The organism is Nonomuraea soli (assembly GCF_013761175.1).
Lineage (GTDB): Bacteria > Actinomycetota > Actinomycetes > Streptosporangiales > Streptosporangiaceae > Nonomuraea > Nonomuraea soli.
In genome coordinates this window covers 812,592-826,324 of the sequence record NZ_JACDUR010000005.1, presented here as the reverse complement: position 1 = coordinate 826,324, position 13,733 = coordinate 812,592, and the positions used below count along the sequence as shown (strand labels likewise).

General features: G+C 70.9%; 10 protein-coding genes. 5 read left to right on the top strand and 5 right to left on the bottom strand.

Annotation, left to right across the window (positions count from 1 at the left end; genetic code table 11):
* Positions 1-53 precede the first annotated feature (53 nt).
* Genes HNR30_RS27055 through ilvC form a run of 3 tightly spaced genes read left to right on the top strand, consistent with a single transcriptional unit; the run spans position 54 to position 3,315 of the window.
* On the top strand, positions 54-1,787 hold the full coding sequence (locus HNR30_RS27055) for an acetolactate synthase large subunit (RefSeq protein ID WP_181612808.1): 1,734 nt from the start codon (positions 54-56) through the stop codon (positions 1,785-1,787).
* Positions 1,784-2,308: an acetolactate synthase small subunit gene (gene ilvN / locus HNR30_RS27050; protein WP_181612807.1), complete on the top strand. Its 525-nt coding sequence runs from the start codon at positions 1,784-1,786 to the stop codon at positions 2,306-2,308. Before HNR30_RS27055 ends, ilvN begins: the two co-directional genes overlap by 4 nt.
* A gap of 14 nt (positions 2,309-2,322) precedes the next feature.
* Complete coding sequence (gene ilvC / locus HNR30_RS27045; RefSeq protein ID WP_512699301.1) at positions 2,323-3,315, top strand: ketol-acid reductoisomerase; 993 nt, start codon at positions 2,323-2,325, stop codon at positions 3,313-3,315.
* A gap of 66 nt (positions 3,316-3,381) precedes the next feature.
* Here the strand turns inward: ilvC and HNR30_RS27040 are convergent, their stop codons facing one another.
* Positions 3,382-4,806, bottom strand: coding sequence for an MFS transporter (locus HNR30_RS27040; RefSeq protein ID WP_181612806.1), 1,425 nt, complete (start codon positions 4,804-4,806; stop codon positions 3,382-3,384).
* Positions 4,807-5,252: 446 nt separating this feature from the next.
* On the opposite strand from HNR30_RS27040, the gene HNR30_RS48210 reads away from it, so the two are divergent.
* Entirely contained in the window at positions 5,253-8,672 is a 3,420-nt protein-coding gene (locus tag HNR30_RS48210) for an AfsR/SARP family transcriptional regulator (RefSeq protein ID WP_181612805.1), read from the top strand.
* 581 nt (positions 8,673-9,253) lie between these two features.
* Here HNR30_RS48210 and HNR30_RS27030 read toward each other — a convergent pair.
* Positions 9,254-10,072, bottom strand: a complete 819-nt coding sequence (locus tag HNR30_RS27030; protein WP_181612804.1) for a CAP domain-containing protein — start codon at positions 10,070-10,072, stop codon at positions 9,254-9,256.
* Between the two features lie 556 nt (positions 10,073-10,628).
* Here HNR30_RS27030 and HNR30_RS27025 point away from each other — a divergent pair.
* Positions 10,629-10,958, top strand: a complete 330-nt coding sequence (locus tag HNR30_RS27025; protein WP_181612803.1) for a hypothetical protein — start codon at positions 10,629-10,631, stop codon at positions 10,956-10,958.
* A gap of 309 nt (positions 10,959-11,267) precedes the next feature.
* On the opposite strand, the gene HNR30_RS27020 is transcribed toward HNR30_RS27025, so the two are convergent.
* The 3 genes from HNR30_RS27020 to HNR30_RS27010 are packed head-to-tail and all read right to left on the bottom strand — an operon-like array spanning position 11,268 to position 13,733.
* A complete protein-coding gene (locus HNR30_RS27020) occupies positions 11,268-12,128 on the bottom strand; it encodes an LLM class F420-dependent oxidoreductase (protein WP_181612802.1) in 861 nt (286 codons plus the stop codon).
* A gap of 10 nt (positions 12,129-12,138) precedes the next feature.
* Positions 12,139-13,413: an RNA polymerase sigma factor gene (locus tag HNR30_RS27015; protein ID WP_181612801.1), complete on the bottom strand. Its 1,275-nt coding sequence runs from the start codon at positions 13,411-13,413 to the stop codon at positions 12,139-12,141.
* A complete protein-coding gene (locus tag HNR30_RS27010; RefSeq protein WP_181612800.1) occupies positions 13,410-13,733 on the bottom strand; it encodes a YciI family protein in 324 nt (107 codons plus the stop codon). Before HNR30_RS27010 ends, HNR30_RS27015 begins: the two co-directional genes overlap by 4 nt.

Sequence of the window (13,733 nt, the reverse complement as noted above, 5' to 3'; positions counted from 1 at the left end):
TGGAAGGGGCCTTTTTTATGTCCTGACGTGTCTGCACTAAAGGAAACGGACCGATGACCGAACGGATGACAGGTGCACAGGCCCTGGTGAGGGCACTGGAGCACGTGGGTGTCGACACCGTGTTCGGGATCCCCGGCGGTGCCATCCTGCCCGCCTACGATCCCCTCTACGACTCGGTCAAGGTCCGCCACGTCCTTGTACGGCACGAGCAGGGCGCCGGGCACGCCGCCGAGGGGTACGCGCAGGCCACCGGCAAGGTGGGCGTGTGCATGGCCACCAGCGGCCCCGGCGCGACCAACCTGGTGACGCCGATCGCCGACGCCTACATGGACTCGGTCCCGATCGTGGCCATCACCGGCCAGGTGGCCAGCGCCGCGATCGGCACCGACGCGTTCCAGGAAGCCGACATCTCCGGCATCACCATGCCGATCACCAAGCACAACTTCCTGGTGACCGACGCCGCCGACATCCCGCGGACGATCATGGAGGCGTTCCACATCGCCGCCACCGGCCGTCCAGGTCCGGTGCTGGTCGACATCTCCAAGGACGCGTTGCAGGCCCAGACCGAGTTCCACTGGCCTCCCACGATGCAGCTGCCGGGTTACCGCCCGGTCACGCGCCCGCACTCCAAGCAGATCCGCGAGGCAGCCAAGCTGATCGCCGAGTCCAAGCGTCCCGTGCTCTACGTGGGCGGCGGCGTGCACAAGGCCGGAGCCTCCGACGAGCTGCTGCGCCTGGCCGAGCTGACCGGCATCCCCGTCGTGACCACGCTGATGGCCCGCGGCACCTTCCCCGACAGCCACCCGCTGCACATGGGCATGCCCGGCATGCACGGCAGCGTCTCGGCGGTCGGCGCGCTGCAGAAGTCCGACCTGCTGATCGGCCTCGGCGTGCGCTTCGACGACCGGGTCACCGGCCAGCTGTCCACCTTCGCGCCGCACGCCAAGATCGTCCACGCCGACATCGACCCGGCGGAGATCTCCAAGAACCGCCACGCCGACGTGCCGATCGTGGGCGACTGCAAGGAGGTCATCAACGACCTCATCAACGCCGTCGACCGCAAGGGCGACTACGCCGAATGGCAGAAGCTGCTCAGCGGCATGAAGGAGACCTACCCCCTCGGCTACGAGGAGTTCTCCGACGGCTCGCTGGCCCCGCAGTACGTCATGGAGCGGCTGAGCTCCATCGTCGGCCCCGACGCCTTCTACGTGGCCGGCGTCGGGCAGCACCAGATGTGGGCGGCGCAGTTCATCGGCTACGAGAACCCCGGCACCTTCATCAACTCCGGCGGGCTGGGCACCATGGGCTTCGCCGTTCCCGCCGCGATGGGCGCCAAGATGGGCCGGCCCGACTCGGTCGTGTGGGCGATCGACGGCGACGGCTGCTTCCAGATGACCAACCAGGAGCTGGCCACCTGCGCCATCGAAGGCGTGCCGATCAAGGTCGCGGTCATCAACAACGGCAACCTCGGCATGGTCCGCCAGTGGCAGACGCTCTTCTACAACGAGCGCTACTCCAACACCGACCTGAAGACCACCCAGCGCATCCCCGACTTCGTCAAGCTCGCGGACGCGTATGGTTGTGTCGGCCTGCGATGCGAGCGTCCCGAAGACGTGGACGCGGTCATCAAGGAGGCCATGGAGATCAACGACCGGCCCGTCGTCATCGACTTCGTCGTCCACGCCGACGCGATGGTCTGGCCGATGGTCGCCGCCGGCACCAGCAACGACAACATCAAGATCGCCCGGGACATGGCTCCGACGTGGGAGAAGGACGATTCGGCATGAGTAAGCACACGCTCAGCGTGCTCGTGGAGAACAAGCCGGGCGTCCTGGCTCGCGTGTCCGCCCTGTTCTCGCGGCGCGGGTTCAACATCGACTCCCTCGCCGTCGGACCCACCGAGCACGACGACATCTCCCGCATGACGATCGTCGTCAACGTCGACTCGCTCCCGCTGGAGCAGGTCACCAAGCAGCTCAACAAGCTGGTCAACGTGCTGAAGATCGTCGAGCTCGACACCTCCCAGTCGGTGCAGCGCGAGCTGATGCTGATCAAGGTGAAGGCCGACGCCGACAGCCGCTCCCACGTGCTGGAGCTGGTCCAGCTCTTCCGCGCCAGGTGCGTGGACGTGGCGTCCGACGCGGTGACGATCGAGGTCACCGGCACCCCCGACAAGCTGGAGGCCTTCATCAAGGTCCTCGAGCCCTTCGGGATCAAGGAACTTGTCCAGTCGGGCATGGTGGCCATCGGCCGCGGCGCCCGTTCCATCACTGACCGGTCCCTCAGGGCACTGGACCGCACCGCCTGAAAGGTATTAAGTACGTGACCGAGATCTTCTATGACGACCAGGCCGACCTGTCGATCATCCAGGGCCGTGTCGTGGCCGTCATCGGGTACGGCAGCCAGGGCCACGCCCACGCCCTCTCGCTTCGCGACTCGGGCGTGGACGTCCGCGTCGGCCTGCCCGAGGGATCCAAGTCCCGCGAGAAGGCCGTGAACGACGGGCTGCGCGTGGTCACCCCCGCCGAGGCCGCGGCCGAGGCCGACCTCATCATGATCCTCGCGCCCGACCACATCCAGCGCCACCTGTACTCCAACGACATCCAGCCGAACCTGCAGGAGGGCGACGCGCTCTTCTTCGGCCACGGCCTCAACATCCGCTACGGCCTCATCGAGGCCCCCGAGGGTGTCGACGTGGCCATGGTCGCCCCCAAGGGCCCCGGCCACCTCGTGCGCCGCCAGTTCGAGGCCGGGCGCGGCGTGCCCTGCCTCGTGGCGGTCGAGAAGGACGCGTCGGGCAAGGCGTTCGAACTGGCCCTGTCGTACGCCAAGGGCATCGGCGGCACCCGCGCCGGCGCGCTCAAGACGACCTTCACCGAGGAGACCGAGACCGACCTGTTCGGCGAGCAGGCCGTGCTGTGCGGCGGCGTGTCCGAGCTGATCAAGGCCGGCTTCGAGACCCTCATCGAGGCGGGCTACCAGCCCGAGGTCGCCTACTTCGAGTGCCTGCACGAGATGAAGCTGATCGTCGACCTCATGTACGAAGGCGGCATCTCCAAGATGTACTGGTCGGTGTCCGACACCGCCGAGTACGGCGGCTACACCCGCGGCCCGCGCGTCGTGACGGCCGAGTCGAAGGCGGCGATGAAGCAGATCCTGGCCGAGATCCAGGACGGCACGTTCGCGCGCCAGCTCGTCGAGGAGTTCGACGGCGGGCAGAAGGAGTTCACGGCCTTCCGCGAGGAGCTGGCGGAGCACCCGATCGAGAAGACCGGTGCGAAGCTGCGGCCGATGATGAGCTGGCTGAAGGGCTGATCACGGTTCTGTACGGCACGGCGCCGCCCGGATTCCCCCGGGCGGCGCCGTCGTTTTCGAGCCGGGTCATCGGGCCAGCCTGACCAGCGCCAGAGCCCCCGCCGTCAGGACGGCCAGCGCCGCGTAGACGCTGGACGAGCCGAAGTACACCAGCCCCGTCACGGTCACCCCCAGGACGCCGCCCATCTCCTGGACGGTGCCCAGCACGCCCGCCGCCGACCCCGCCCTGCCCTCGTCCACGCCCTCCAGGGTCCTGGCGATCAGCGGCGACATGAGCAACCCCATCCCGGCCCCCGCCGCGAACAGCCCCGGCACCAGCTGGACCGGCGAGTCGCCGATGCCCTGCATGATCAGCAGGAATCCGCCCGCCAGGACCAGCGCCGCGACCGCCGGCCGCTGCGCGGGCAACCGAGAGGCGACCAGGAAGCCCGCGTTCAGGGCGGTGAACACCGCTCCCGAGGTCAGCGGATCCAGACCCAGCCGGTCCTGCAGATGGATCGCCAGGACGAAGGTCAGCCCCGACGAGCTGCCGAACAGCAGCGTCACCGCCATCAGGCCCCTGACGAACGGGGCGCTGGTGAAGAGGGCGAGGTCGACCAGCGGCTGGGCGACACGCTTCTGGCGGCGGACGAACGCTGCCAGGAGCACGGCCGAGGCGGCGAGGCTGAGCCAGGTCCACCACGGCCAGCCGTACTGGCGTCCCTCGGTCAGCGGGAGAACCACGGCCACCAGGGCGGCGGCGATGAGCGCTGCCCCGGGCCCATCAAGGCGCGCGCGTTTGCCGTGCTGCGCCTGCCCGTTTTGCGCCTGCCCGTTTTGCGCCCGCCCGTTGCCGTCCCGCCCGCTGCGTCCGGTGCATTCTTGCCCGCCGCGCCCCCGCTCGCCCTGAGGCAGCAGCCGCTTGGCGAACACCAGGGCGGCCACACCGAGCGGCAGATTGATGAGGAAGCACATCCGCCATCCCAGCCCCGCCACGTCGGAGGCGACCAGCAGCCCGCCCACCACCTGCCCGCTCACCCCGGCCAGCCCGACGGCGCTGCCGTACCAGGCGAAGGCCCGCCTGCGGTCGGCGCCGCCGGGGTAGAGCACCCCCAGCAGCGTCAGCACCTGCGGCGCCATCAACGCCGCCGCCGCACCCTGAACGACACGCGAGGCCACCAGCGCCGACGACGACGGAGCCAGCCCGCACGCGGCCGAAGCCAAGGTGAACAGGGCGAGGCCGATCAGGAAGATCCGGCGAGCCCCGTACACGTCGCCCATGCGCCCGGCGACGATCACCCCGGCCGCGTAGGCCAGGCCGTACCCCGCGATGACCAGCTGTGTCGTGCCCTCGCCCGCGTGCAGGTCGGCGCGGATGGAGGGGAGCGCGACGTTGGCGATGAAGAAGTCGAGGGTGGTGACGAAGGCGGCGGTCAACAGGACGGGCAGCGCCCACCAACGGGCAGCCGGACGGGCCGGCACCTGGATGGGCGGGAGCAGCGCGAGGGCCATGGTTCTCCTGGCAGGTGAAGCGGAGGGGATGGTGGCAACCCTGCCTAGGGGGCGTTATGGGATGGTTTGGATGCGGTTATGGGGCGAGTTACGACGTGCCGCACTGAGCCGCTGACCTCGCCCTCAGCGCCTCCGCCCGCTCTCTCCGCCCTCGCCTCCTCGCTTCGCCTCCTCGCTTCGCCTCCTCGCTTCGCCCCTTGCCCCGCTCGCCCCGCCCCGCTCGCCCCGCCCCGCTCGCCCCGCCCCCGTGCCTCGTCCTTCGCCTCCTCGCCCTCTCACCTCGGCCCTCTCGCCCTCGGCCCCCCATCCCTCGGCCCCCCATCCCTCGCCCCCTCGCCCCTCCAGCCCTCGCCCGGCGCTGACGCTCCACCCTCATGCCTGCCTGCCTGCCACCACGGCCGAAAACGGCTGCGTTCTTGTCGGTGCCGCCGGTTAGCCTGATCCGCATGCGATTCGGTGTGCTCGGCCCGCTCACGGTCTGGTCGGCTGACGGGGATCAGGTGCGCATCCCCGAGGCCAAGGTCCGCGCGTTGCTGGCCGACCTGCTGGTGCACCAGGGGCGGCCGGTCACCGCCGATCGGCTGATCGACGACCTGTGGGGCGAGCACCCTCCCGGCAAGCCGGCGGGCGCCCTGCGCGTGAAGGTGTCCCAGCTGCGTCGCGTCCTGGAGGAGGCCGTGCCGGGAGGCCGCGAGCAACTGGCCTTCCGCCAGCCCGGTTACCTCCTCGAAGGCGCCTCCGACGCCGACCGCTTCCGCGAGCTGCTTGACCTGGCCAGGGCCAGCGACGATCCGCGCATCAAGGCCGGCCTGCTGGGCGACGCGCTGGCGTTGTGGCGGGGGCCCGCGTTCGCCGATTTCCGCGACGAGGAGTTCGTGCGCCCGGCCGTGGTCCGGCTGGAGGAGCAGCGCCTCGTGGCGCTGGAGGAGCAGGCGCAGGCCCGGCTGGAGCTGGGCGAGCACGGCGCGCTGGCCGCGGAGCTGGCCGACCTGGTGGCCGACCACCCGCTCCGCGAGCGGCTGCGCGGCCTCCACATCAGGGCCCTCTACCTGGCCGGACGGCAGAGCGAGGCCCTCGACAGTTACACCGCGCTACGCGACTTGCTGCGCGACGAGCTCGGCCTCGATCCCAGCCCCGAACTGGCCGAGCTGCATCAGCTGATCCTGGCGCAGGACCCGTCGCTGGGTCCGGGCGCGAGGCCGCGATCCAACCTGCCCGCGCCCGTCAACGAGCTGATCGGGCGGGAAGCCGCCCTGGCCGAGGTGCGCGAGCTGATCAAGGCCCACCGGCTGGTCACGCTGACCGGGCCGGGCGGCGTCGGCAAGACGCGGCTGGCTCTGGAGGCGGCGTCCGAGGCCGACTTCCCCGACGGGGTGTGGCTGGTGGAGCTGGCCGCGATCGACCAGCCGTCGAAGATGGGCATCGTGCACGCGGTGGCCGGAGCGCTCGGCATCCGCGACGACTCGACGGGCAAGACGTCGCCGTCCAGCGGCGGGTGCAGGATGTCCGACTGGCTGGGCGACAAGCGGCTGCTGATCGTGCTCGACAACTGCGAGCACGTCATCGAGGTGGTCGCGCACACCGTCGAGCAGCTGTTGCGCGGGGCGCCGGGCGTACGATTCCTGGCCACCAGCCAGGAGCCGCTCAACCTGACCGGCGAGTGCCTGTGGCCGGTGTCGCCGCTCGACCTCGACGACGACGGCGCAGCCGTACGGCTGTTCGCCGCCAGGGCGCCCGGCCTGGTGCTCGACGACGACAACCGGCGGATCGTGGGCGAGATCTGCCGACGGCTCGACGGCATCCCGCTGGCCATCGAGCTGGCCGCCACCCGTACCCGTGCGCTCAGCCCGCGCCAGCTCCTGGAACGGCTCGACGACCGTTTCCGCCTCCTTGCTGCAGGCAAACGCGACGCGCCCGCCAGGCAGCAGACACTCCGGGCGATGATCGACTGGAGCTGGGAGCTGGCCTCCGACGACGAGCGGGTGGTCCTGCGACGCCTGGCCGTCCACGCCGACAGCTGCACGCTGGAGGCGGCGGAGGCGGTGTGCGCCGCGCCGGGGCTCGACGTGCTCGACCTGCTGGCCCGGCTGATCGACAGGTCGCTGGTGGTCAAGCTCCCGCCGGCCGAGGGCCGCGAGCCGCGCTACCGGGTGCTCGAGTCCGTCGCCGCCTACTGCGACGAGCGGCTGCGGGAGGCCGGAGAGGTCGACGAGGTACGGCTGCGCCACCTGCGCTACTACACCGAGCTCGCCGAACGGGCCGAGGCTGGGCTGCGCGGACACGGCCAGAGCGAGTGGCTGGCCGCACTCGACGCCGAGAGCGCCAACGTGGTGTCCGCCCTGGAGTGGGCGGCCGCGCACCGCACCCAGGAGGAAGCGTTGCGGCTCGTCAACGCGATGGCCTGGCACTGGCACTTGCGCGGCCGGTTCGAGTCGGGATTCCGCTTCTTCGACCTGGCACTCTCGGCTCCCGGCGAGGCTGGAGCTGGGGCGCCGCCGGTTTCCGGCCAAGCTGCGGGCGAGGCGTGGTCGGCTCCGGCGCAGGCTCCAGCCGAGGTGCGGTCGGTCCTCGGGCAGGTCGCGGGCGGAGGGCTGCTAGCCTCCGGGCAGGCCGCGGGCGAGGGGCGGTCGGCTCCGGCGCAGACCCCGGCCGAGCCGCCACCGGTTACCGGGCAGGTGCCAGCCGACGTGCTGTCGGGTTCCGGGCAGGCTGCGGGCGAGGCGTGGTCGGCTCCGGCGCAGGCTCCGGTCGAAGTGCCCTCGGGTCCCGGGCAGGCGCCGGCTGAGATGCGGGCCGAGGCGATGGCCTGGCGGGCCGGGCTGATGTTGCAGTTCAGCGGCTGCGACGTCACCGTGGTCGACGCGCTCGGGGCGCTGGGACAGATCCCTGACGAGAGGCGGCGGGCCCGGCTGACGTGGTATCTCGCGGCCGGTATGTGGGGGCGCGGCGATCTCGTCATGAGCGAGCGGCTGGTGCGCGAGTCGCTGGAGACCTTCGAGGCCATCGGCGACGAATGGGGCATCGCCGCCGCGCTCGGCCTGCGATCCGGGCAGTGCCTGCTGCAGGGCGACATGGCCGGAGCGCACGACGACGCGCGGCGCAGCGCCGAGATCTTCGAGCGGCTCGGCGATCCCTCCGGCGTCCTGACCGCCACCGGCGAGCTGGCCAAGCTGGCCTTGATCGCCGCCGACTACGACCAGGCGGCCGTCCGCTACCAGCAGGCCTTGGAGGCCGCCGAGGAGCTCGGATCCTGGATCGAGGTGTCGCACAGCCTGGCAGGGCTCGGGCGTATCGCGCTGCTCAGGGGCGAGTACGGCCAGGCCGACGAGCTGCACGAGCGTGCCGCGCGGCTGGCCGCGGAACAGTCCAACCCGTTCGCCGGGCATTTCGCCGAGATCGGGCTGGCTCTCTCGGCCCGACGCCAAGGACGGCTCGACGACGCCGAGCGGTATCTGCGGCGGTGGCTGGAGTGGCTGGAGATGATCGACGGCGCCCCCGGGAGCGCGTTGTGCCTGGCCGAGCTGGGCTTCGTCGCCGAGCTCAGGGGGCATGCGGAGGAGGCGATGAAGCTGCACCTGGCCGGCTACGAGCAGGCCAGGGAGACGGGGGATCCCCGGGCGGTGGCGCTGGCACAGGAGGGTCTGGCGGGGGCTGAGACCTTGGCGGGCAACCACCGGATGGCTGCCCGCCTGCTGGGAGCTGCCGCGCGGGCGAGGGCCGGGGTGGGGGTGCCGTTGCCGCCTGCGGAACGGGCCGACGTGGACCGCATCTCGGCGGCCCTGCGGGCGGCGTTGGGGGAGGCGGAGTTCGAGGCGGAGTTCGAGGTGGGGATGGAGGGCGAGATCAGTCCGCTGGGAGGCGCGTAAGGCTTCTCGTCGGCGGGGGAGGGGGTGGGGCTTCCCCGTGGGGAGCCGGGTGAGCTCCAGCGGCTGTTGGCGGGGAGCCGGGTGACCTTGGGCGGGGTGAAGCCGTCCGTGACGGCGGCTCGCCGGCGCGGCCGGTGAGCGTCACCCTGGAATGTCCCCGGCCACGGACGGCGGGTGGGGGTGAGCCCGCGTGCCGTACGTAAGGCACGGGGCGAAGGACGGCGCGATGAGTCCGTGTGACGTGCAGAGCACGGGGCGAAGGGCGGCAAGGCGCGAGTCCGTGTGCTGTGCCAGGCAGGAAGAAAGGCGCCCGCCCGCGCAGGGGGCGCGGGCGGGCGGGGTGGGAGTTGGGTCCCGGCGCGAGCGCCGAGGTGACTCCCGGCCGGGTGCGCGGCTACCCGGCGGTCTGGCGGAGCGCCGAGCCGATGCAGGGGGCGCGGCGCTCCGCTGGGGCGCCGGCACGGATGCCGGGCCCCCGGGGGAGGGCGCCGGGGGTGTGCGGGGTCCGGCGACCTCCATCGGGACGAGCGTCGGGCGCGCAGGGGATGCGGCGCGGTGGAAGGCCGACGCTCTGGGGTGGATCAGGGGCGCGCGAAGTCCTGGGTCCAGTACTGACCCGCTGCGACGTGCCCGACTCCGATGTGGGTGAACTTGCAGTTCATGATGTTGGCGCGGTGGCCGGGGCTGTTGAGCCAGCCGTTCACGACCGCCTGGGCGCTCGTGTAGCCCTTGGCGATGTTCTCGCCCGCCATGGTGAACGCGAAGCCCGAGTCCTTGAGCCGCTGGCCGAAGGAGCGGCCGTCGGCCGAGGTGTGGCTGAAGTAGTTCTTGGCGGACATGTCGGCCGAGTGGGCATCCGCCGCGGCGTGGAGCTTCGCGTCGTGGACGAGGGCGCCGCAGCCCTGCTGTGCGCGGGCGGCGTTGGTGAGCTTGACGACCTCCTCCTCGATCGCGGTGCCGATGCCGCCGCCCGAGGGCGGGGGCGTGGTGGGCGCCGAGCTCGGCGGTGGGGTGGTGGGGCTGGTGCTGGGTGAGGTCGTCGGCGTGGGTGTGGGCGTGGCGGGCGACTCGCACGAGAGCGTGACCGCCCTCGACGTCTGCTTGTGGCCGCGGTAGTCGATGGCGACCACGTAGTAGCGGCGCGGGACGTCGGTGCAGCGGACGCCGGCGGTGATGGTGCCGTTCGTCACGCGGAGGGAACCGCTCTTGAGCGTGCGGTCGGGGCCGCGCTTGGCTTGCTTGATGCGCACTCGCAGCAGGGCTCGGTCGTCGCAGCCACTTCTGATGCCCGTTCCGCGGATCATGCCCTTCTGGTCGAGGTACGGCTTGACCGCACCGACCCGGCATTCCGCGGCGGGCGTGGCCGTCGATGCTTGGGCGACGGCGACGGGAGTGCTCAATGCCGCAAGACTGCCTAGGCAGGAGAGTGCCAGGAGCTGTCTGCGCACGATGTGCCTCCATGGAGGGTTAGACGCTGCTTCGAACCGGCATTCTGGTGTGCGCAGATCGGTCATGTCACGAAAAACGCTCCTATACCTGGAGCTCCATGTTGCTCATTCGTAACAAACATCTCTCTGGCCTCGGTAAACCCTTTGGCGACTCGTGCGTCTGAGCTGGCGAAAAGTGGGACTGAGGCTTCTGTGGCGGCTGAGGGCGCTAGCTGACGAATCAGCTGTGACTCCAGGTATGGGTGGCCGTTCCCCGGTTGGTTGGTGGCTGGGCTCCGGGCTTGCGGTGTCCGGATTGGGGCGGGGCAGGGTGCGAGCCGCGTCGACGGGCTGGCCGGATGCTGTGTCTCTGCTGGTCAGGGCTTGGTTGGTATCGTGCTCCGTGACCTTTCCGGCATGGTGGCCCGTTCGTGACGGGGCTGATGTTCCGGGCTATGAGCCCTGTTGGGCGGAGCCGGGTTATCCGGATGTTCCCGCTTCAGTTCGGGCTCTGGCTGGGACACTGGTGATGCTCGCGGCGACCGCGGAGGAGCAGGAGGCCTGGTGCGAGAGGCACCAGTGGTCCGAGGACGAGCTGGCGCTGGATTTCGACTGGGCGCTGAGCTGGGTTCCGTGGACAGTCGAAGACCGGTCGCCAGGCTTGCTGCCGGAGCAACTGCTGTTGATCCTCAAGGAGATTGACGAGCGGCTTGAGGCAATGAGCGGTCCGCTGCCTGAGGGCGTGGACTGCTGGGTGTTGGTTCCCGGGTGGGACAAAGTGCGAGAGCTCTCTGCGGAGGCTGTCCGCATGATCGCCCGTCTTGGGTTGATCGCCATTCCGGTGGTGGCCGAGTTGTAGGGGCTCCCCCGGGGGGATCTCCTTGTCTCGCTGGCCGTCTCATCAGCGCTGGTGGAAGCCGGTGCAGACATCAAGGAAGCGCCATGATTTCCGCCAGGCTCCGCCGTAGGTGATCCTTGGAGGATGGGAACGTTCTACCTGGAGGGCAAGAACCGGAGCTACCCGACGACGGGCGGTGCCGGAAGGCCGTACGGCACGCGGGCCACGAGCGGGTGGTGACCCCCGGGCGGAGGGCGTGTGGCTCGCGCAGGTGTGGAGCAGGTGCCGCCACCCGGCACCTGCTGGTGATGATCTACAACCCGCGCCCCGTCAGAGCTTGGGCACCACCACGCTCGCCACCTGCTCGGCGAACCGCGCCGGGTGGCCGGCCGGCATGAGCTGGATCTCGCTCACCCCCATCGCGGCGTACGTCTGCACGGCGGCGAGGAAGGCGTCGACGTCGTCGAGGACGGCGGGCACGTACATCACGGTCTTCTCGATCGTGTCGTAGTCGCGTCCCTCAGTCTCGCAATGCCCGCGCAGCACCCCGAGCTTGCGCTCGACCTCGTCGGGATCGGTCCCGAACAGGTTGCAGGCGTCGGCGTACCGGGCCACGAGCCGCAGCGTCTTCTGCTCGCCGCCCCCGCCGATCATGATCGGTGGTCGCGGCGAGGTGAGCGGCCGCGGCACGCAGATCGTCTCGGCCAGCCGGTAGTGCCGCCCCTCGAAGGCCCCGTCGTCGTCGCTCCACATCTGCAGGCAGATGCGCAGCGTCTCCTCCAGCCGCTCGAACCGGTCGGCGACCGGGACGACGGGCACGCCGAGGCCGTGCTGCTCGCGCTCGTACCATGACGCGCCGAGCCCGAGCCGTGCCCTGCCGCCGGACAGTACGTCCAGGGTGCTCACGGTCTTGGCGAGCAGGCCGGGGTGGCGGTACATGACGCCGGTGACGAGCAGGCCGAGGGTCATCGCGCGGGTGTGGGCGGCGACGAAGCCCAGGGTCGTGTACCCCTCCAGCATGGGTTCCGTGGCGGCGGTGGTGGCCGTCTCCATCTGGAAGAAGTGGTCCATGACGGTGAAGGAGGCGAACCCGGCCTCCTCCGCGATGCGTGCGGTCTCGGCCAGCGTGGGGGCGATGCTCGCCGGGTCGGCCGGGGTGGAGAAGTTCCAGTAGTGCAGACCTAGCTTCATGTTCGGCACATTACGCCTGCTCGGGGATCACCGTCGCGGATGGCGCGTTGTGAGCAACCGGGAGCCGGTCGCGGAGGCGGGTCAGGTGGGCGGTCTCGGCGGTGTTGCCCGCCAGCTCGATGGCCCTGCCGTACGCCTGGTGCGCCTCGTCGTCCCGCTCCAGCCGCCGCAGCAGGTCGGCGCGGGTCGCGTGGTAGGCGTGGTAGCCGGCGAGCCGGTCGCCGAGCCGGTCGACGAGGGCCAGTCCCACTTCGGCGCCGTCGAGTTCGGCGACCGCGATGGCCCGGTTGAGGGCGACGACCGGCGAGGGGTCGAGGGCGGCGAGCTGGTCGTAGAGGGCGACGACCTGCGGCCAGTCGGTGTCGCGCACGTCGCGGGCCGAGGTGTGCACGGCGTTGATTGCGGCGAGGATCTGGTAGGGGCCCGGCGGTTCTCCGGAGGCCAGGCGCCGGCGCACCAGCTGATGGCCTTCGGCGATCAGCTCCGCGTCCCACGTGCCGCGATCCTGCTCGCCGAGGGGGACCAGGGCGCCGCTGCCGGACAGGCGTGCCGTACGGCGGGCCTCGGTCATGAGCATCAGCGCCAGCAGCCCGGCCGCCTCGCCGTCGCCGGGCACGAGGGCGTGGATCAGGCGCGTGAGGCGGATCGCCTCGGCGGTCAGGTCGTGCCGTACGGGATCGGTGCCGGGTCCGGTGGCCAGGTAGCCCTCGTTGAAGACGAGATACAGGACGGCGAGCACGCCGGAGACGCGCGCGGGCAGATCGTGGGCGGACGGGACCCGGTAGGGGATGCGCGCCGCCTTGATCTTGGCCTTCGCTCGGGTGATGCGCTGTCCCATGGTGCTCTCCTGGACGAGGAAGGCGCGGGCGATCTCGGCCATGGTCAGCCCGCCGACCAGGCGCAACGTCAGCGCCACGCGCGACTCCATCGCCAGGGCGGGATGGCAGCAGGTGAAGATCAGTCGCAGTCGCTCGTCGCCGATGGGTTCGGGAGTGCCGGGCCGGTCGTCGTACGTCATCCGCGCCTGCCTGTGCTTGCGGTCGCGCTTGCTCTCGCGCCGGATCCGGTCGATCGCCTTGCGGGTGGCCGTCGTGGTCAGCCAGGCGCCGGGGTTGGGCGGCACGCCGTCGTCCGGCCACCGCCGTACGGCCACCGCGAACGCGTCGGCAGCCGCCTCCTCGGCGATGTCGAGGTCGCCGAATCTCCTGGTCAGGGCGGCGACCAGCCGGGCCCACTCCTCTCGGTGGGCCCGGCCGACCGCCTCCCGGACGTCGATCGTGTTCACAGGAACGCACGCACCTCCACCCTGCGGTTGCAGGCCTTGGAGCCCTCGGCGGCCAGGTCGAGCGCCGTGTCGAGGTCGGGCGCCTCGATGATCCAGAACCCGGCGAGGAACTCCTTCGACTCCAGGAACGGTCCGTCGGTGAGCATCGCCTTGCCGCCTCGGTTGTCGAGCACCGTGGCCGTGGCGGGGCCTGCGAGCCCTCCGGCGAAGACCCAGTGCCCGTCGGCCACGAGCCGGTCGTTGAACACGTCGATCGCGGCGTCCTCCTCGGCGGTGGCCAGGTCGGAGGTGTCGTGGATCACAGAAATCAGATACTGCAC